This is a genomic window from Aeromicrobium sp. (assembly GCF_032084975.1).
In the GTDB taxonomy this organism is placed as follows: Bacteria; Actinomycetota; Actinomycetes; order Propionibacteriales; family Nocardioidaceae; genus Aeromicrobium.
The window spans coordinates 1-16518 of the sequence record NZ_DAMDLR010000013.1; the positions used below are offsets into that span (position 1 = coordinate 1).

Consider the following 16518-nt stretch of genomic DNA (forward strand, 5'->3'; position numbering starts at 1 on the left):
CGCCAGCGACGAACGGCGCGCGGCACTCGCGGAGGCCGCCTTGACGATCAGTCCGCGCGCCACCCGCGGCGGCTCCTTCGCGTCGGACCGGTCCACGGCGGCCGCGGGCGACGGAGCCGGAGCGGCGGACGCACCCGACGAGACCAGCGCCGAGGCGACGAGGAGAACGGGCAGGGCGCTGAGGGCGAGGCGACGACGCACGCGATGTCCTGACTGGAGGTGGGACTCCCTGCGGGGAGACGATCCCGGCAGAATACGGGAGTCCCACCCGTCACACCCGCGCTTTGGCGCGACCGGTCAGCGCGAGCGGACGACCTTGATCCGCTTCGACGCCGTGACCTTGCCGCTGCCGGAGTAGACGACGCGGATCCGGTGCTTGCCCTTCTTCAGCTTGGGCAGCGTGATCCGCACCGAACCGCGGTTCTTCGCCTTGAGCTTCTTGACGGCGATCCGCTTCCGGCCGTCGAACACCCGGATGACGCCGGTCGCACGCACGTAGGGCGCGGTCACCTTGACCCGGACCCGCACGCGCTTGGACTTCTTGACGCGCTTGGGCATCACCAGGACGGTGCGCGACTTCGACTTCACGACGATGCTCGACTGGTGGAAGATGTTGCGGTTGCCGTTCGCGGCCGTCGCGCGCACCACGAGTCGGCGGCCGATGTCGGCGCGCGTCGGGCGGTAGGACGCTCCGGTCCCGACGACGCGGGAGCCGCGATACCAGGCGAGGCCGACGGATGCGCGGTTGCGCCACGATCCGGTCGTCGCGCTCAAGGTCCCGCCGGGACGGGGCGAGCCGCTGATCCGCGGTGCGCTCGTGGGCGCCCTGGCCGTCAGCACACCGTACGCGTCGACGATGCCGGCGCCGCACCCGTTGGTGTCACAGTTCGACCGGCGCGCCGTGGCCTTCAGGACTCGCTCGAGCACGTCAGGGTTCGTGATGCCGACGGACTGGCCCAGGGCGGCGGCAGCCGCGACCGCGGGAGCCGCCATGCTCGTGCCGGGCATGAAACCCCAGGCATTCGTGCCCGGCCGCGTCGTGCCCGCGTTCCAGGTCGACAGGATCTGGTCCTCGGCCGATCCGTAGCCGGAGCCGCCCGGCGCCGCGATGTCGATGCCCGCGCCGTAGTTGGAGAAGGACGCCCGGGCGCCGGTCTTCATCGTGGCGGCGACCGAGACGAAGCCCGGGCACGAGGACGGCACGTTGTAACGGTGGTCGATTCCCGCGTTACCGGCGGCAGCGATCAGGATCGAGCCGCGGGCACGCGCGGTCCGGGCGACCGAACCGTAGAGGCGGCAGGCCTGGCGTGCCTGACGGATCGAGTTGGCCGAGGCGCCCAGGGACAGGTTGATCACCTTGGCGGGCGTTCGGTTGAGCGGGATCCGCCCGTGGCGCCGGTCGTACTTGTTCACGTTGGCACCGCTGGCCCACAAGATGCCCATCGCGATGTCCCAGTCGGTGCCACCGCACCGGCCCAGGGCACGGATCGGCTGGACCTTGACGCCGGGGGCGATGCCGACGACGCCGCCGTTGTTGCGCGTCGCGGCGACGATGCCGGCGACGTGGGTGCCGTGCCACGTGCTCTGGCTGGCGCCCATCTGCGCGCACGTGCCGCCGTTGCGCCAGTCGCCCGGGTCGGCCGGGCTGCCGTCCCAGCTGTTGCGGTCGTTGGCACTGACGAACGTCCGGCGGTACTTGATCCTGGTGCACGCGCGGTTGACGCAGCGGTACTCGTCGTCGACGAAGTCGCGGCCCGCCACGTACCGCCCGCGTAGGTCGGGGTGGCTCCCGAGGATGCCGGTGTCGATCACCGCGACCCGCACGTTCGGGCTGCCGGTGGTGATGTCCCAGGCCTGGTTCGCCCGGACTCCCCACTGGCCGTTGAGATTCCACTGGTAGCCCTGGCGGTAGTAGATGTCGGAGGCGGTCGCCGACGGCATCCGGACGCCGTTGGGCACGGCCCACTCGACGTCGGGGTTCGCCTCGAGCTGCTCGATCGCGTCGTCGAGGTCGGCGGCGTCCACCTGCTCGGACAGCGAGAGCAGGCCCAGGTCCGAACCCGACTGCGCATTCGCGACCGTCACGTCCTGCGGCAGCTCGGCCTCCACCTCGTCCGTGAGGTCGGAGACCTGCGCGTCGGCGGCATCATCCAGCTTGACGATCAGGCCACGGGCAGGCTGCTCGACGGCAACGTCGTTGAGCGGCGCCGCCTCGGTCGGGAGCGGCGCCGGGTCCTGGGCGACGGCCGAGACCGCACCCGCGGCGAGCGCCAGTGACGTGATGATCGGCAGCGCGATCGTGAATGGACGGCGCAAGCGCTGGGACATGTGGGGCCCTCCCCCGAGACAACTGTGGCCACGTGAGCATATCCCCGCCAGGACGTGCCGAGCGAATCCGGGAACGCTGCGCGAAGCACCCCACCCCCGCAACGACGAAGCGCCCACCCCGATCGGGGTGGGCGCTTCGAACGAGAGGTGTTACTTGGCCTCGTCCTCGGTGGCCGCGGGGGCCTCCTCGACAGCAGCGTCGTCGGCGGCGACGTCGGCCGCGGGGGCCTCGTCCGTCGTCGTCTCGTCAGCGGCCTCGGCCGGGGTCTGGGCGACCTCGTCCGTGGTCTCGACGGGCTCGGCGGGTGCAGCGGCCGGGGCCGGCTGCGACGCGTCGAACTGCTTGGTCTCGACGATCTCGATGACGGCCATGGGGGCGTTGTCGCCCTTGCGCGGACCGATCTTCGTGATGCGCGTGTAGCCGCCCGGACGGGTGGCCATGGCCGGACCGATCTCCGTGAAGAGGGTGTGCAGGACACCCTTGTCGCGGATGACCTTGACGACGTGGCGGCGGTTGGCCACCGTGTCGGTCTTGGCCTTCGTGATGAGGTGCTCGGCGTACGGGCGCAGGCGCTTGGCCTTGGCCTCGGTCGTCGTGATGCGGCCGTGCTCGAACAGGCTCTGGGCCAGGTTCGCCAGGATCAGCCGCTGGTGCGAGGGGCTGCCGCCGAGGCGAGGACCCTTGGTGGGGGTGGGCATGTCGTTACTCCTGAATCAGTGGTGTCAGAGCAGATCAGTACTGCTCGTCCTCGGCGAAGCTGGCGTCCTCGTCGAAGTTGTCGATGACGGCGGACGGGTCGAATCCCGACGGGCTGTCCTTGAGGGCCAGACCGAGCTCGGCGAGCTTGGCCTTGACCTCATCGATCGACTTCGAGCCGAAGTTGCGGATGTCCAGCAGGTCCTGCTCGCTGCGCGTGATGAGCTCACCCACGGTGTGGATGCCCTCGCGCTTGAGGCAGTTGTAGGAACGGACCGTGAAGTCCAGGTCCTCGATCGCCAGGGCGAGGTCGGCAGCGAGCTGCTCGTCGACCGGCGACGGGCCGATGTCGATGCCCTCGGCCTCGACGTTGAGCTCACGCGCCAGGCCGAACAGCTCGACCAGCGTGGAGCCCGCCGACGCGATCGCGTCGCGCGGAAGCATCGACTGCTTCGTCTCGACGTCGATGATCAGCTTGTCGAAGTCGGTGCGCTGCTCGACTCGGGTGGCCTCGACCTTGTAGGTGACCTTCAGGACGGGGCTGTAGATCGAGTCGACCGGCATGCGGCCGATCTCCTCGTCGCCCGTCTTGTTCTGGACGGCCGACACGTAGCCGCGGCCACGCTCGACGACCAGCTCGATCTCGAGACGCGCCTTGTCGTTCAGCGTCGCGACGTGCAGGTCGGGGTTGTGGACCTCGATGCCCGCCGGCGGAGTGATCGCCGCAGCGGTCACGTCACCGGCCTCGTCGGCGCGCAGGTACATGACGACCGGCTCGTCGATCGTCGAGGACACGACCAGGTTCTTGAGGTTGAGGATGATCTCGGTGACATCCTCGGTGACGCCCTCGATGGTCGAGAACTCGTGCAGGACACCGTCGATCTTGATCGAGGTGACGGCCGCACCCGGGATCGACGACAGCAGCGTACGACGCAGCGAGTTGCCGAGGGTGTAGCCGAAGCCCGGCTCGAGGGGCTCGATGACGAACCGCGAACGGAACTCGTCGACGACCTCTTCGGACAGGACGGGGCGCTGGGCGATCAGCATGTTTCTTCCTTTCCGGACCCACCGCTATATGAGGGGCCGGGTAAGTGGACAGATATCGGGTGGATCAGATCTTCGAGTAGAACTCGACGATCAGCTGCTCCTGGATCGGAACGACGATCTGCTCGCGCACGGGGCGCTGGTGAACCAGGATGCGGCCACGGTCGGGCGAGACGTCGAGCCAGCCGGGAACGGTGTCGGCGTCGTGCGTCTCACGGGCGATGATGAACGGCGTCGTCTCGAGGCTCTTGGGCTTGACATCGATGATGTCGTGCTTGCTGACCTGGAAGGACGGGATGTTCGTCTTCACGCCGTTGACGATGAAGTGACCGTGGGTCACCAGCTGGCGGGCGTGACGCCGCGTGCGGGCCAGGCCGGCACGGTAGACGACGTTGTCGAGACGGCTCTCGAGCAGGCTCAGCAGGTTGTCGCCGGTCTTGCCGGGACGGCGCGACGCGAGCTCGTAGTACCTGCGGAACTGCTTCTCGAGGACGCCGTAGGTGTAACGCGCCTTCTGCTTCTCCTGCAGCTGGGTGCGGTACTCCGACTCCTTGACGCGGGTACGGCCGTGCTGGCCGGGCGCGTACGGACGGCGCTCGAAGGCCTTGTCCCCACCGACGAGGTCGACGCCGAGACGACGCGACTTCTTGGTGAGAGGTCCGGTGTAACGGGCCATGGTTGATAACTCCTAGAAGAAAGGTCGACGCGTCAGAGACGACGGTGCTTGGGCGGACGGCAGCCGTTGTGCGGGCTGGGGGTCACGTCGGAGATGGTGCCGACCTCGAGGCCGACGCCACTGAGCGACCGGATCGCCGTCTCGCGGCCCGAACCGGGGCCCTTCACGAAGACGTCAACCTTCTTCATGCCGTGATCCATCGCAGCCTTGCCGGCGGCCTCGGCGGCCATGCCGGCGGCGTACGGCGTCGACTTGCGCGAGCCCTTGAAGCCGACGGTTCCGCCGGAGGCCCAGGAGATGACCGCGCCGCTGGGGTCGGTGATCGTCACGTGCGTGTTGTTGAACGTGCTCTTGATGTGGGCCTCGCCCTGAACGACGTTCTTCTTTTCCTTGCGGCGCGACTTCTTGGCGCCGGAGTTCTTCGGGGGCATCAGCTACCTCACTTCTTCTTTCCGGCGACGGTGCGCTTGGGGCCCTTGCGGGTACGCGCGTTGGTCTTCGTGCGCTGGCCGCGAACGGGCAGGTGCGCACGGTGACGGCGGCCCTGGTACGAGCCGATCTCCATCTTGCGGCGAATGTCCGCGGTGACCTCGCGGCGCAGGTCACCCTCGACCTGGAAGTTCGCCTCGATGTGGTCACGGAGTGCGACGAGCTGGTCGTCGTTCAACTCGTGAACGCGGGTGTTGGGGTCGATGCCGGTGGCGGCGAGGGTCTCGATCGCACGAGTGCGACCGACACCGAAAATGTACGTGAGTCCGATCACCACGCGCTTTTCGCGCGGCAGATCCACTCCGACGAGGCGTGCCATGTGCTGGCAGTTCCTTTCGGTTCAGCAGAGGTGTCGTCACCTGGGGCGTCCCGATCGCCTCGATCGAGCTCCGGCCTCTGCGCCGGAGGTGACACCCGTTCGCGCCTTGCGACGCGGCCGGATGAGCCGTCAGATGTTCAGGGTGCTGCGTTGAAGAAGGCTGCTGCGCGGGTTCTGTCCTGGCGGCCTCTCGGCCGCCGTGTCAGTGGACCTGCGCGATGGAAATCTGCTTAACCCTGGCGCTGCTTGTGGCGCGGGTTCTCGCAGATCACCATGACGCGGCCGTGGCGACGGATCACCTTGCACTTGTCACAGATCTTCTTCACGCTCGGGTTGACCTTCATCGAGATGCTCTCTCTTCGGTGCGAACTGAACGTGTGCTCTTCAGTTGTTGATCACTTGTAGCGGTAGACGATGCGTCCACGGCTGAGGTCGTACGGCGAGAGCTCCACCACGACCCGATCCTCGGGGAGGATGCGGATGTAGTGCTGGCGCATCTTCCCGCTGATGTGGGCCAGGACCTTGTGGCCGTTGGCCAACTCGACCCGGAACATCGCGTTGGGCAGGGCCTCGACGACCGAGCCCTCCATTTCGATGACGCCTTCTTTTTTCGCCATACACCTCAACTTCTTCGTCTCGTCCGATCGGTCCTGACACGCGCGTGTCCCCGCCCGATTGGGCTGCCGAAGGCATGGGGAAACGAGCCTGACAAGGCCGACACACGATTCTACGCTGAAAGGGGGTCCCGACTCAAATCGGTGTCGTCACGCGCCCCAGGTCGAGCTGGGTTGCAGGACCGCCTCGTCGAGTGCCGCGGTGCGCAGGCCCGTGATCTGCTGGTACTCGGGGTCACCCACCATCTGGCTGAAGGCCTGTCGCGACGGGTACCGCACGAGCAGCACGGCGTCCCAGGACCATCCGTCCGGCGCGACCAGCGGCGTCGCCAGATTGCCCGCGTGGACGACCTCGCCGCCGACCTTCGCCAGGAACGGGCCGATCCGGTCGCTGTACTCGCGGTAGGACGCGGCGCCGTCCTCGCGGAACTGCAGCAGGTTGAGCATCACGACGGGACCGCCGGGGTCCTCGGCCAGGAAGCGCTTGAGATCGGCACCGGTGGGATCGACAGGCATGGTCCGACCCTACGCGTCCGCGGCCATGCCCGTGATGAGTGCACGATGGAACGCGCTGCCGCGCTCGAGGGTCTCGACCGCGACCTTCTCGTTGGGGGCGTGGATCGAGTCGCGCTGCGCGCGCGTCATGTGCAGCGGAGCGAAACGGTAGACCGAGTCGCTGATACGGGTGAAGTGGCGCGAGTCGGTGCCTCCGGTCTGCACGTAGGGCACGACCCGGATGTCGGGGTCGAGGATGGAGATCGCCTCGCCCAACGCCCGCCAGGCGTCGTTGTCGGTGCGCGAGACGGGCGGCGGGTCCTCGCCGTCGACCCGCTCGATCTCGACGTCGAGCCCACGCATCAGCCGCTCGAGCCGTCGGACCAGCTGGGCCTTCGTGTCGCCGACCGCGAGCCGCACGTTGACGTTCGCGCGCGCCTCGGTCGCGAGCACGTTGCGCGCCGGGCTCCCGCTCAGCTGCGTGACCGCCATGGTCGTGCGGACCATCGCGCCGGTCTCCTTGCCCAAGCGGGCCAGGAGCTCGGCCACCGGCCGGTTCGCGCGCCGGGCGTTCTGCAGCACCGCGCCGACCGGCCGCGGCACCAGGTCGGACAGGGCGTCCAGCATCTGCAGGACGGGGTCGGACAGGTGCGGCGTCGCCGGGTTGCGCTCGAGGCGCAGGACGGCACGCGCCAGGCGGGCCGTCGCGCCGTTCTTCGCGGGGGTGGAGGCGTGCCCTCCGCCGCCGCGGGCGAGCAGGCCCACGTCGACCGTGCCCTTCTCGACGATCGCGACCATGGCGGTCAGGGCCGACACCCCCGGCAGGCCGTCGTCGACGATCGCCCCACCCTCGTCCGAGACGAGCCATGGCCGGACACCGAGGGACTCGAGGTGGTCGACGACGTCGGCGGCTCCCTGACCGAAGACCTCCTCGTCCGCGCCGAACGAGAGGTACACGTCCCGCGCGGGCTCGAACCCCTCCCCCAGCAACGACTCCACGGCCTCGGCGATGCACACGAGCGGGCCCTTGTCGTCGAGCGCGCCGCGCCCGTGCACGAAGCCGCCCTCGATCGCACCGTCGAACGGGTCGCGGTCCCACTGCTCGGCCGGCGCCGGCACGACGTCGTAGTGCGCCATCAGCACGAGCGGACGGTCCGCGCTGCGCCCCGGCCAGCGGAACAACAGTGAGCCTCCGGCGAAGCGCGTGAGCTCGAGCTCGGCGTGCAATCGCGGGTAGAGCCGGGCGAAGGCCTCACGGAAGGCGACGAACTGGTCCTCGTCACGCTCGTCCGGGGCCGAGACGGTCCGGCAGGAGATGAGCTCGGCGAGGCGGTCTGCGGCGGTCATCGGTCGATCTCCTCGAGGGGGGCCGGGTCGGCGAAGGCGAGTCGGGGTACGAACGTCAGGCCCACCGCGGCGACGAACGCCGTGACCGAGCACAGGATCCACACCGTGTAGTAGCCGGACAGGGAGGCGGCGGTGGAGTGCGTGGCCCCGGCCGCCAGCGCCACGCCGAAGACGCACGACGCGAACGAGCCGCCGATCGTCTTGGTCGTGTTGGTCAGGCCGGTCGCCACCGCGGTGCGACCCTCGGGCGCGGCAGCGGCGGCGGCCGCGGGCAGGGCGGCGACCAGGGCACCGGACCCCAGCCCTGCGACGACCATGCACAGCACCATCTGGACCACCGAGTCGTGCAGCGGGAGCAGTGCCCCGTAGCCCATCCCCACGAGCGAAGCGGCGCCGATGAGGCAGTTGCGCGGACTGAAGCGCTGGCTGACCCGGGCGAAGACGAGCGCGCCGACCAGCATCGAGAGCACGTAGCCCCCGATGATGGGCGCGACGGACGTGGCGTCCAGGCCCAGTCCGTACCCGTGCTCGTCGGGATCGGTCTGGGCGAACGTCGACAACGGGATCTGCGCGCCCAGGACGCTGACACCGAACAGCAGGGCGGTGAACTGGACGGGCCACATGGTGGGCCTGCGCATGACGCGCAGGTCGATGATCGGGTCGGGCACCCGCAGCTCGTGACGGCAGAACGGCACGAGGACGACCAGGCCGGCGACGATCGCCAGCCACGGCCACGGCGATCCGGCACCCCACACCCGGACCAGGGACAGCCCGCCGGTCACGAGCAGGAGGCTGGCGCTGATCCACAGCAGCCCCCTCCCATCCAGGCTGCCGGCCTGTCGCTCGTGGACGTCGGGCACGAAGCCGACGATCACCACGACCACCCCGAGCGTCAACACGGCGGGCACCGCGAGGACGAGCCACATCGGGCCGAACGCGGCGGACGTGGCACCCGCGGACAGCGCGCCGGCGATCGCGCCCGCCTGCAACGCCGCCACGATGACCCCGGTGGCACGCCGGGTCGCCGCCGCGCGCATCGGCAGGCCGATGCTGCGGCGGTAGATCAGGGCCACCTCGAGGGGCAGCCAGACGGTGAAGACGCCCTGCAGCGCCCAGAACACGAGGTACATCGGGAACGTCGACGACAGCGCGATCCCCCACGTGGCGACCGCGGTGAGCACGGCCGACCACAACAGGACACGCTGGTGTCCCACGAGGTCGCCCAGCTTCGACAACGGGGGCACGCACAGCGCCGAGAGGAGGAGTTGCGCCGCCTCGAACCAGTTGACGTCCGCGTCGTGGATGTCCAGGTGCCGGGCGATGTCGGTCGCCAGCGGGGTGTAGTAGCCCTGCAGGAAGCCACTGACGAACTCGACGAAGACGAGAGCGCCGACGAGTCCTGCACCGACCGAGGCGGCCCGAGTTCGTCCCATGGGCCACACGGTAGTGCCCCGGCGACCGACCTCCCCCACTTTTGGTATCGGATCCACGTCGATCAGCCTTCGACGCGTGGATCCGTTCACAAGAGTGGGAAGGGGGCGGCGACGGGACAGCGCGGCCGACCGCGCTCAGCGGCCGACGACCGGAAGGCGCCCCTCGATCAGCCGCGAGAGGACGATGGACGTCTCGGTCTGGGACACGCTCGCGGCGCCGATCCGGATCTGCTCGAGGGCCTGCTCGAGGTCGCGGACGTCCTCGGCCACGATGTGCAAGATGGCGTCCGCCGCTCCGGAAACGGTGGCGGCCGCGTGCACCTGCGGGACCTTGAGGAAGGCCTTGCGCAGCACCTCGGGCGAGATCGTCCCCTGGCAGTGCACCTCGACGTACGCCTCGGTCGTCCAGCCCCGGTGCTGCGGGTCCACGACGATCGTGAAGCCGCTGATGACCCCGCGGTCCACGAGCCGGTCCACGCGTCGTTTCACGGCGGGAGCGGACAGGCCCACCCGGGTCCCGAGCGCGGCGAAGCTGGCCCGCGCATCCTCGGTGAGGGCCTCGAGCAGGGCACGGTCGATGTCATCGAGTGGCATCCACGCAACATATCACCGCCCGAGCGGCCATACGGGCACGATTGCACGCATCGAACGCAGGTTTGGCGGCTGGTTCCGGCGGTCCGCCACGCCTAGGCTCGGTCCACCACCCGAGGAGGCACATGTCCCACACCCTGCCGGCACCGGCGTCCACGTCCGTCCGTCGCGCCCGCACGCGCACCTACGTCATGTGCCCGCCGACCCACTTCGAGGTCGCCTATGCCATCAACCCGTGGATGGACCCGAGCAGACCCGTCGACCGGCACGCCGCGCACGCGCAATGGCTCGCCCTTCACGACGCGTACCGCCGCTTGGGGCACCGGGTCGAGCTGATGGACCCCGTTCCGGGCCTGCCCGACATGGTGTTCGCCGCCAACGGCGCCGTCTCGGCCGGCCATCGGACCTACGGTGCCGCGTTCGCGTTCCCCCAGCGCCAGGCCGAGGCGCATGCCCACGTGGACTTCCTGCGCTCCCTCGGTCGCGCCGTCGCCCGGCCCGAGCACACCAACGAAGGCGAGGGCGACTTCCTCGTGCTGGCCGACCGCATCCTGGCCGGCCACGGGTTCCGCACCTCGACGACGGCACACGCGGAGGCGGCCGTCGTACTGGATCGGCCCGTCGTCTCGCTCGAGCTGGTCGACCCGCGGTTCTACCACCTCGACGTGGCGATCGGCGTCCTCGATGACGGGCGCGGCGAGGCACCCGCCGACATCGCGTGGTTCCCGGGCGCCTTCAGTGCAGCCAGCCGCGAGCTCCTGCGTGCGCTCTTCCCGGGCTCGTGGGAGTGCAGCGAGGCCGAGGCGCTCACGTTCGGCCTGAATCTCGTCAGCGACGGCCTCAACGTCGTTCTCCCCCGCGAGGCGTCCCAGCTGGCCACGGCCGTGGCGGAGCGCGGCTACCGGCCGGTGCCGGTGGAGCTGGGCGAGTTCGTCAAGGGCGGCGGCAGCGTGAAGTGCTGCACCGCCGAGCTGCACGGCTGAGCCGAGTCAGGCGGGTTCGGCGCACGGGACGCCCAGCTCGGCGAGACGCGCGGCGCCCCCGTCGATCGCCGTCAGCACCCACACGCCCTCGGTCGTGACCGTGATCGAGTGCTCGTGGTGTGCGGCCCACGTGCCGTCGGTCGTCACCGCGGTCCAGTCGTCCTCGAGGATGGCGGCGCGCGACGTGCCCAGCGTGATCATCGGCTCGATCGCCAGGGCCATGCCCGCCACGATCTTGGGCCCCTTGCCGCGCTTGCCGCGGTTCGGGACGTCCGGCGCCTGGTGCATCTCGGAGCCGATGCCGTGGCCCGTGAAGCCGTCGGTGATCCCGTAGCGACCCTGGCCGCGGACATGGGACTCGATGGCGTGCGAGATGTCGCCGACGCGACCGCCGAGGCGCGCGGCCGCGATCCCCCGCCACAGGGACTCCTCGGTGACGCGGTTCAGCTCGGTCACCTCGGGGGCGACCTCACCGACCGGCACGCTGATCGCCGCGTCACCGTGCCAGCCGTCGACCACGGCGCCGAAGTCGATCGAGACCAGGTCGCCCTCGGCCAGCACACGGCCGCCGGGGATGCCGTGGACGATCTCGTCGTTGACGGATGCGCAGATGACACCGGTGAAGCCGTGGTAGCCCAGGAAGTTCGACGTGGCGCCCTCGGCGGCCAGCCGCTCGCGCGCGAGCGCGTCGAGGTCGCCGGTGGACACGCCGGGCGCGACGGCGGCGCGCAGGACCTCGAGGGTCCGGCCCACCACCAGACCCGCCTGCCGCATCGTGGCGAGCTGCTCGGGGGTCTTGAGTTCGATGGACTCACCGAACATGGGTCACCTCAGGCGGACGGCAGGGCGTCGGCGATGCGCTGCCCGACCGCGTCGGGCGTGCCCATGCCGTCGACCTCGACCAGCAGGCCCCGGTCGCGGTAGACGGCCAGCAGCGGCTCGGTCTCGGCGCGGTACACGTCCTGGCGATGCCGGATGACGTCCTCGGTGTCATCGGTCCGACCGCTCACCTTGGCGCGCTCGAGCAAGCGAGAGATCAGCTCGTCCTCGACGACCGTGAGGGCGACGACCCCGTCGAGCTGCGTGCCCAGCTCGTTGAGGATCTCGTCGAGCTTGGCCACCTGGTCGAGCGTGCGGGGGTACCCGTCGAGCAGGAACGCCTCGCGGGCGTCGTCCTGCGCGAGACGGTCGGCCACCATCGCGTTCGTGACCTCGTCGGGCACGTACTCGCCGGCGTCCATGAAGCGCTTCGCGGTGCGGCCGAGCTCGGTCTCCTGCGCGACGTTCGCCCGGAAGATGTCACCGGTCGAGATGTGCGCGCCACCGATGCGCTCGGCGAGCGCGACCGCCTGCGTGCCCTTGCCCGCACCCGGCGGACCCATGATGAGCAGTCTCACTTGAGGAACCCTTCGTAGTTGCGCTGCTGCAACTGGCTTTCGATCTGCTTCACCGTGTCGAGTCCGACGCCCACGATGATGAGGATCGTCGTACCACCGAACGGGAAGTTCTGGTTGGCGCCGACCAGCGCGATCGCCAACATCGGGATGAGGGAGATCAGGCCCAGGTACAGCGCGCCCGGTGCCGTGATGCGCGAGAGCACGTAGCCCAGGTAGTCCTGCGTCGGCTTGCCGGCGCGGATGCCCGGGATGAACCCGCCGTACTTCTTCATGTTGTCGGCGACCTCCTCGGGGTTGAACGTGATCGACACGTAGAAGTACGTGAAGAACACGATCAGCGCGAAGAAGGTGATCATGTAGAACGGGTGGTCGCCGGTCACGAAGTGGTCCTGGATCCAACTGGCGGCACTCGAGCCGGAGTTGAAGTTGACCCACAGCACCGGCAGGTACATCAGGCTGGACGCGAAGATCACCGGGATGATGCCGGCCTGGTTCACCTTGAGCGGGATGTAGGTCGAGGAGCCGCCGAACATCCGGCGGCCGACCATGCGCTTGGCGTACTGGACGGGGATCCGCCGCTGGGCCTGCTCGATGAAGATGACGAGCGCGACCACGGCGAGGCCGACGATCGTGACGATCGCGAAGACCGTGATGCCCTGGGCCTGACGGATGTTCCACATCGAGCCGGGGAACGTCGCGACGACCTGCGTGAAGATGAGGATCGACATGCCGTTGCCGACGCCGCGGTCGGTGATGAGCTCACCGAACCACATGATGACGCTGGTGCCGGCGACCATCACCGTGACGATGAGGACATAGGACGCGAGGCTGTCGGGACGGTAGAGCAGGGGCAGGTTGCAGGCGCCCTGGAAGAGGTCGCCGCTACGGGCGAGCGCCACGATGCCGGCGGCCTGCAGGATCGCCAGGCCCACCGTCAGGTAACGCGTGTACTGGGTGATCTTCGCCTGACCGGCCTGACCCTCCTTCTTGAGGGCCTCCAGTCGCGGGATCACGACGACGAGCAGCTGCAGGATGATACTCGCGGTGATGTACGGCATGATGCCGAGCGCGAAGACGGTCAGCTGCAGCAGTGCGCCGCCGGAGAACACGTTGATCATCGCGAACAGGCCGGCGTTCTCACCGCCCGCGGCCGCATCCACGCACTGGCGCACGTTCGAGACGTTCACGCCCGGGGCAGGCACCATCGAGCCGAGCCGGAAGAGCACGATGATCCCCAGCACGAAGAGGATCTTGCGACGCAGTTCAGGTGTCCTGAACGCGTTCACGAAGACTTTGAGCACGGACTTCCTCCAGCTTCACGGCAAATGCCGTCTGACTCTAACAGTGAGCGAAAACGGGCGGGTCTCCCGCACTGGGAGAACCCGCCCGTCAGTGGTTCGCTTCGGTCGGCCTACGCGTCAGGACGCGGAGACCGTGCCGCCGGCGGCCTCGATCTTGGACTTGGCAGACGCGGACACCTTGTCGACGGTCACCTGGACCGCCACGTCGATGTCGCCGCCGCCGAGCACCTTGACGGGCTGGCCCTTGCGGACCGCGCCCTTCTCGACGAGGGCCGCGACGTCGACCGCGCCGCCCTCGGCGAAGAGCTCGCCGATCCGGCCCACGTTGACGACCTGGTACTCGACCCGGAACGGGTTCGTGAAGCCCTTGAGCTTCGGCAGGCGCATGTGGAGCGGGATCTGGCCGCCTTCGAAGCCGGCGGACACCTGGTAACGGGCCTTGGTGCCCTTGGTGCCACGACCAGCGGTCTTGCCCTTGGAGCCCTCACCGCGACCCACACGGGTCTTGGCTGTCTTGGCGCCCGGGGCGGGACGCAGGTGGTGCAACTTGATCGCCATGATCAGTCGACCTCCTTCACGGAGATGAGGTGCGGGATGGTGTTGACCATGCCGCGGATTTCGGGACGGTCCTCGACGACCTTGACGTCGCCGATGCGCTTGAGCCCGAGCGAACGCAGCGTGTTGCGCTGGTTCTGCTCACGGCCGATCGCCGAGCGGACCTGGGTGACCTCGAGCTTCGCCATCAGACACCCACCTCCGCGGGAGTCTCGGAGGACTTCTCCTTGCCGGCCCTCAGCAGGGCGGCAGGAGCGACGTCCTCGACCCGCAGGCCGCGGCGGTCGGCCACGTCCTGGGGCGACTCGAGCAGACGAAGCGCCTCGACCGTCGCGTGGACGATGTTGATCGCGTTCGAGGACCCGAGCGACTTGCTCAGCACGTCGTGGATGCCAGCGGCCTCCAGCACGGCGCGGACCGGGCCACCGGCGATGACGCCGGTACCGGGGGACGCCGGGCGCAGGAAGACGACGCCCGCAGCCTTCTCACCCTGCACGGGGTGCGGGATGGTGCCCTGGATGCGGGGGACGCGGAAGAAGCTCTTCTTCGCCTCCTCGACACCCTTGGCGATGGCCGTGGGGACTTCCTTGGCCTTGCCGTAGCCGATGCCGACCTGGCCGTCGCCGTCTCCGACGATCACCAGAGCGGTGAAGCTGAAGCGGCGGCCACCCTTGACGACCTTGGCCACACGATTGATCGTGACGACCTTCTCGATGTAGTTGGACTTGTCGGCGTTGCGGTCGCCGCGGCCTCCGCGACGCTCGCCACCCTGTCGGCGCGTGCTCATGCGGCACTCCCCTTGTTGCTCGTGATGATCATCAGAACTCCAGTCCGTTCTCGCGGGCACCGTCGGCCAGGGCCGCGACGCGACCGGCGTACTTGTTGCCGGCGCGGTCGAAGACCACGGAGGCGATGCCGGCGGCCTTGGCGCGGTCGGCCAGCAGCTCGCCGACCTTCTTGGCCTTGGCCGACTTGTCGCCGTCGAACGAACGCAGGTCCGCCTCCATGGTGGAAGCCGACGCGAGCGTGTGTCCCTCGAGGTCGTTGACGACCTGCGCGACGATGTGCTTGCTCGAGCGGGTGACGACGAGGCGAGGACGCTCCGCCGAACCCTGGATCTTCTTGCGACCGCGGATCTGGCGGCGCTGACGCGACGCGACGCGACCAGCGGTGTGCTTGGCGTGCTTGATCGAGATTGCCATGGCTTACTTACCAGCCTTTCCGGCCTTGCGCAGGATGCGCTCGCCCGCGTAACGCACGCCCTTGCCCTTGTAGGGCTCCGGCTTGCGGATCTTGCGGATGTTGGCTGCGACCTCACCCACGGCCTGCTTGTCGATGCCCGACACGGTGAGCTTGGTCGGGCCCTCGACGGTGAACGTGATGCCCTCGGGCGCCGTGAACGGCACCGGGTGGCTGAAGCCGAGGTTGAGCTCGATCTCCGACGGGCCCTTGGGGAGCACGCGGTAACCGACGCCCACGATCTCGAGCTTCTTCTCGTAGCCCTCGGTCACACCGATGACCATGTTGTTGACCAGCGTGCGCGAGAGGCCGTGGAGGGCCTTGCTGCGACGCTCGTCGTTCGGTCGCTCGACCGCCAGGGCGCCGTCCTCGTCCTTGCGGACGGTGATGGGCTCGGCGACGGTGTGCGACAGCTGACCCTTGGGGCCCTTGACCGTGATGGTCTGACCCTCGATGTTGACCTCGACGCCCGAAGGAACGGCGACGGGGAGTTTGCCGATGCGCGACATGTTCAGTCTCCTCTCGTCACCAGACGTAGGCGAGGACTTCCCCGCCCACTCCGTTGGTGTTGGCCTGACGGTCCGTCTGCAGACCCTGGCTCGTGGAGATGATCGCCACGCCCAGGCCGCCGAGGACCTTCGGAAGGTTGGTGGACTTCGCGTACACGCGAAGACCCGGCTTGCTGATGCGTCGGATACCGGCGATCGAGCGCTCGCGGTGCGGGCCGTACTTGAGCGTGATGGTCAGCGACTTGCCGACCTCGCCCTCGCCCGGCTCGGCCACGGAGTAGTCGGTGATGTAACCCTCCTGCTTCAAGATGGCGGCGACGCCTTCCTTGAGCTTGGAGTGCGGCATGGTCACCGAGTCGTGGTACGCCTGGTTGCCGTTGCGGACACGCGTGAGCATGTCCGCGATCGGATCAGTCATCGTCATAACAGTTGTGTTCCGTTTCTCGCTGCGGTTTCCGTCTCGTCCGGCATGACGCCGTGGGAGGGGACCTGCTGCGTCTG

General features: G+C 68.9%; 23 protein-coding genes. 1 reads left to right on the forward strand and 22 read right to left on the reverse strand.

Going from position 1 to position 16518, the window contains the following annotated elements; all coding sequences use genetic code 11:
* The 13 genes from RT323_RS05000 to RT323_RS05060 form a co-directional block, all read right to left on the reverse strand.
* Window positions 1-201, reverse strand: a 201-nt coding sequence (locus RT323_RS05000) for a hypothetical protein (protein ID WP_313405535.1), incomplete at its 3' end; no start/stop codon positions are given.
* A gap of 96 nt (window positions 202-297) precedes the next feature.
* Window positions 298-2328 carry a S8 family serine peptidase gene (locus RT323_RS05005; RefSeq protein ID WP_313405537.1) on the reverse strand — a complete coding sequence of 677 codons (2031 nt, stop codon included), beginning with the start codon at window positions 2326-2328 and terminating at the stop codon, window positions 298-300.
* A gap of 150 nt (window positions 2329-2478) precedes the next feature.
* Window positions 2479-3027, reverse strand: coding sequence for a 50S ribosomal protein L17 (gene rplQ, locus RT323_RS05010; RefSeq protein WP_313405539.1), 549 nt, complete (start codon window positions 3025-3027; stop codon window positions 2479-2481).
* Window positions 3028-3061: 34 nt separating this feature from the next.
* On the reverse strand, window positions 3062-4072 hold the full coding sequence (locus RT323_RS05015; protein ID WP_313405541.1) for a DNA-directed RNA polymerase subunit alpha: 1011 nt from the start codon (window positions 4070-4072) through the stop codon (window positions 3062-3064).
* 64 nt (window positions 4073-4136) lie between these two features.
* Window positions 4137-4745, reverse strand: coding sequence for a 30S ribosomal protein S4 (gene rpsD, locus RT323_RS05020; protein ID WP_313405543.1), 609 nt, complete (start codon window positions 4743-4745; stop codon window positions 4137-4139).
* A 32-nt stretch (window positions 4746-4777) separates the two neighbouring features.
* Window positions 4778-5176 carry a 30S ribosomal protein S11 gene (rpsK, locus tag RT323_RS05025; RefSeq protein ID WP_313405545.1) on the reverse strand — a complete coding sequence of 133 codons (399 nt, stop codon included), beginning with the start codon at window positions 5174-5176 and terminating at the stop codon, window positions 4778-4780.
* Between the two features lie 8 nt (window positions 5177-5184).
* Complete coding sequence (rpsM, locus tag RT323_RS05030) at window positions 5185-5553, reverse strand: 30S ribosomal protein S13 (RefSeq protein ID WP_313405546.1); 369 nt, start codon at window positions 5551-5553, stop codon at window positions 5185-5187.
* Between the two features lie 230 nt (window positions 5554-5783).
* Window positions 5784-5897, reverse strand: a complete 114-nt coding sequence (gene rpmJ, locus RT323_RS05035) for a 50S ribosomal protein L36 (protein ID WP_008361054.1) — start codon at window positions 5895-5897, stop codon at window positions 5784-5786.
* A gap of 51 nt (window positions 5898-5948) precedes the next feature.
* Entirely contained in the window at window positions 5949-6170 is a 222-nt protein-coding gene (gene infA / locus RT323_RS05040) for a translation initiation factor IF-1 (protein ID WP_313405565.1), read from the reverse strand.
* Between the two features lie 147 nt (window positions 6171-6317).
* Window positions 6318-6683: a DUF1330 domain-containing protein gene (locus RT323_RS05045; RefSeq protein ID WP_313405566.1), complete on the reverse strand. Its 366-nt coding sequence runs from the start codon at window positions 6681-6683 to the stop codon at window positions 6318-6320.
* 9 nt (window positions 6684-6692) lie between these two features.
* Entirely contained in the window at window positions 6693-8009 is a 1317-nt protein-coding gene (locus RT323_RS05050; protein ID WP_313405567.1) for a M20/M25/M40 family metallo-hydrolase, read from the reverse strand.
* Window positions 8006-9442 (reverse strand): MFS transporter, encoded by a 1437-nt coding sequence (locus RT323_RS05055; RefSeq protein ID WP_313405568.1) that lies wholly within the window; start codon window positions 9440-9442, stop codon window positions 8006-8008. Before RT323_RS05055 ends, RT323_RS05050 begins: the two co-directional genes overlap by 4 nt.
* A 135-nt stretch (window positions 9443-9577) precedes the next feature.
* The gene (locus RT323_RS05060) at window positions 9578-10036 is read right to left on the reverse strand and encodes an Lrp/AsnC family transcriptional regulator (RefSeq protein WP_313405569.1); all 459 of its coding nucleotides are present in this window, start codon (window positions 10034-10036) and stop codon (window positions 9578-9580) included.
* A 122-nt stretch (window positions 10037-10158) separates the two neighbouring features.
* Between RT323_RS05060 and ddaH the strand changes: the two genes are divergently transcribed.
* Window positions 10159-11016, forward strand: a complete 858-nt coding sequence (gene ddaH, locus RT323_RS05065; protein ID WP_313405570.1) for a dimethylargininase — start codon at window positions 10159-10161, stop codon at window positions 11014-11016.
* Between the two features lie 6 nt (window positions 11017-11022).
* On the opposite strand, the gene map is transcribed toward ddaH, so the two are convergent.
* The 9 genes from map to rpsH all read right to left on the reverse strand — a co-directional run bounded on the left by map (window position 11023) and on the right by rpsH (window position 16441).
* The gene (gene map / locus RT323_RS05070; protein WP_313405571.1) at window positions 11023-11838 is read right to left on the reverse strand and encodes a type I methionyl aminopeptidase; all 816 of its coding nucleotides are present in this window, start codon (window positions 11836-11838) and stop codon (window positions 11023-11025) included.
* An 8-nt stretch (window positions 11839-11846) separates the two neighbouring features.
* Window positions 11847-12413, reverse strand: a complete 567-nt coding sequence (locus RT323_RS05075) for an adenylate kinase (protein WP_313405572.1) — start codon at window positions 12411-12413, stop codon at window positions 11847-11849.
* The gene (gene secY, locus RT323_RS05080; protein WP_313405573.1) at window positions 12410-13714 is read right to left on the reverse strand and encodes a preprotein translocase subunit SecY; all 1305 of its coding nucleotides are present in this window, start codon (window positions 13712-13714) and stop codon (window positions 12410-12412) included. Before secY ends, RT323_RS05075 begins: the two co-directional genes overlap by 4 nt.
* 117 nt (window positions 13715-13831) lie before the next feature.
* The gene (gene rplO / locus RT323_RS05085; RefSeq protein WP_313405574.1) at window positions 13832-14272 is read right to left on the reverse strand and encodes a 50S ribosomal protein L15; all 441 of its coding nucleotides are present in this window, start codon (window positions 14270-14272) and stop codon (window positions 13832-13834) included.
* A gap of 2 nt (window positions 14273-14274) precedes the next feature.
* Window positions 14275-14457: a 50S ribosomal protein L30 gene (gene rpmD / locus RT323_RS05090; RefSeq protein WP_313405575.1), complete on the reverse strand. Its 183-nt coding sequence runs from the start codon at window positions 14455-14457 to the stop codon at window positions 14275-14277.
* Window positions 14457-15056: a 30S ribosomal protein S5 gene (gene rpsE / locus RT323_RS05095; RefSeq protein ID WP_313405576.1), complete on the reverse strand. Its 600-nt coding sequence runs from the start codon at window positions 15054-15056 to the stop codon at window positions 14457-14459. Before rpsE ends, rpmD begins: the two co-directional genes overlap by 1 nt.
* Before the next feature lie 31 nt (window positions 15057-15087).
* A complete protein-coding gene (gene rplR, locus RT323_RS05100) occupies window positions 15088-15471 on the reverse strand; it encodes a 50S ribosomal protein L18 (protein WP_313405577.1) in 384 nt (127 codons plus the stop codon).
* Between the two features lie 3 nt (window positions 15472-15474).
* A complete protein-coding gene (rplF, locus tag RT323_RS05105; protein WP_313405578.1) occupies window positions 15475-16017 on the reverse strand; it encodes a 50S ribosomal protein L6 in 543 nt (180 codons plus the stop codon).
* A 16-nt stretch (window positions 16018-16033) separates the two neighbouring features.
* A complete protein-coding gene (gene rpsH / locus RT323_RS05110; protein ID WP_313405579.1) occupies window positions 16034-16441 on the reverse strand; it encodes a 30S ribosomal protein S8 in 408 nt (135 codons plus the stop codon).
* Between the last annotated feature and the right edge of the window lie 77 nt (window positions 16442-16518).

Bases quoted from the DNA above. Each gene is read 5' to 3' on its own strand.
- rpmD (WP_313405575.1), bottom strand. From the start codon at position 14,457: ATGGCGAAGCTCGAGGTCACCCAGGTCCGCTCGGCGATCGGCCGTGAG.
- map (WP_313405571.1), bottom strand. From the start codon at position 11,838: ATGTTCGGTGAGTCCATCGAACTCAAGACCCCCGAGCAGCTCGCCACG.
- rplQ (WP_313405539.1), bottom strand. From the start codon at position 3,027: ATGCCCACCCCCACCAAGGGTCCTCGCCTCGGCGGCAGCCCCTCGCAC.
- rpmJ (WP_008361054.1), bottom strand. From the start codon at position 5,897: ATGAAGGTCAACCCGAGCGTGAAGAAGATCTGTGACAAGTGCAAGGTG.
- rplO (WP_313405574.1), bottom strand. From the start codon at position 14,272: ATGGCGATCAAGTTGCACCACCTGCGTCCCGCCCCGGGCGCCAAGACA.
- rpsE (WP_313405576.1), bottom strand. From the start codon at position 15,056: ATGAGCACGCGCCGACAGGGTGGCGAGCGTCGCGGAGGCCGCGGCGAC.
- infA (WP_313405565.1), bottom strand. From the start codon at position 6,170: ATGGCGAAAAAAGAAGGCGTCATCGAAATGGAGGGCTCGGTCGTCGAG.
- RT323_RS05045 (WP_313405566.1), bottom strand. From the start codon at position 6,683: ATGCCTGTCGATCCCACCGGTGCCGATCTCAAGCGCTTCCTGGCCGAG.
- ddaH (WP_313405570.1), top strand. From the start codon at position 10,159: ATGTCCCACACCCTGCCGGCACCGGCGTCCACGTCCGTCCGTCGCGCC.
- rpsH (WP_313405579.1), bottom strand. From the start codon at position 16,441: ATGACGATGACTGATCCGATCGCGGACATGCTCACGCGTGTCCGCAAC.
- RT323_RS05005 (WP_313405537.1), bottom strand. From the start codon at position 2,328: ATGTCCCAGCGCTTGCGCCGTCCATTCACGATCGCGCTGCCGATCATC.
- RT323_RS05060 (WP_313405569.1), bottom strand. From the start codon at position 10,036: ATGCCACTCGATGACATCGACCGTGCCCTGCTCGAGGCCCTCACCGAG.
- rplF (WP_313405578.1), bottom strand. From the start codon at position 16,017: ATGTCGCGCATCGGCAAACTCCCCGTCGCCGTTCCTTCGGGCGTCGAG.
- rplR (WP_313405577.1), bottom strand. From the start codon at position 15,471: ATGGCAATCTCGATCAAGCACGCCAAGCACACCGCTGGTCGCGTCGCG.
- RT323_RS05015 (WP_313405541.1), bottom strand. From the start codon at position 4,072: ATGCTGATCGCCCAGCGCCCCGTCCTGTCCGAAGAGGTCGTCGACGAG.
- rpsK (WP_313405545.1), bottom strand. From the start codon at position 5,176: ATGCCCCCGAAGAACTCCGGCGCCAAGAAGTCGCGCCGCAAGGAAAAG.
- rpsM (WP_313405546.1), bottom strand. From the start codon at position 5,553: ATGGCACGCCTCGTCGGAGTGGATCTGCCGCGCGAAAAGCGCGTGGTG.
- RT323_RS05055 (WP_313405568.1), bottom strand. From the start codon at position 9,442: ATGGGACGAACTCGGGCCGCCTCGGTCGGTGCAGGACTCGTCGGCGCT.
- RT323_RS05050 (WP_313405567.1), bottom strand. From the start codon at position 8,009: ATGACCGCCGCAGACCGCCTCGCCGAGCTCATCTCCTGCCGGACCGTC.
- rpsD (WP_313405543.1), bottom strand. From the start codon at position 4,745: ATGGCCCGTTACACCGGACCTCTCACCAAGAAGTCGCGTCGTCTCGGC.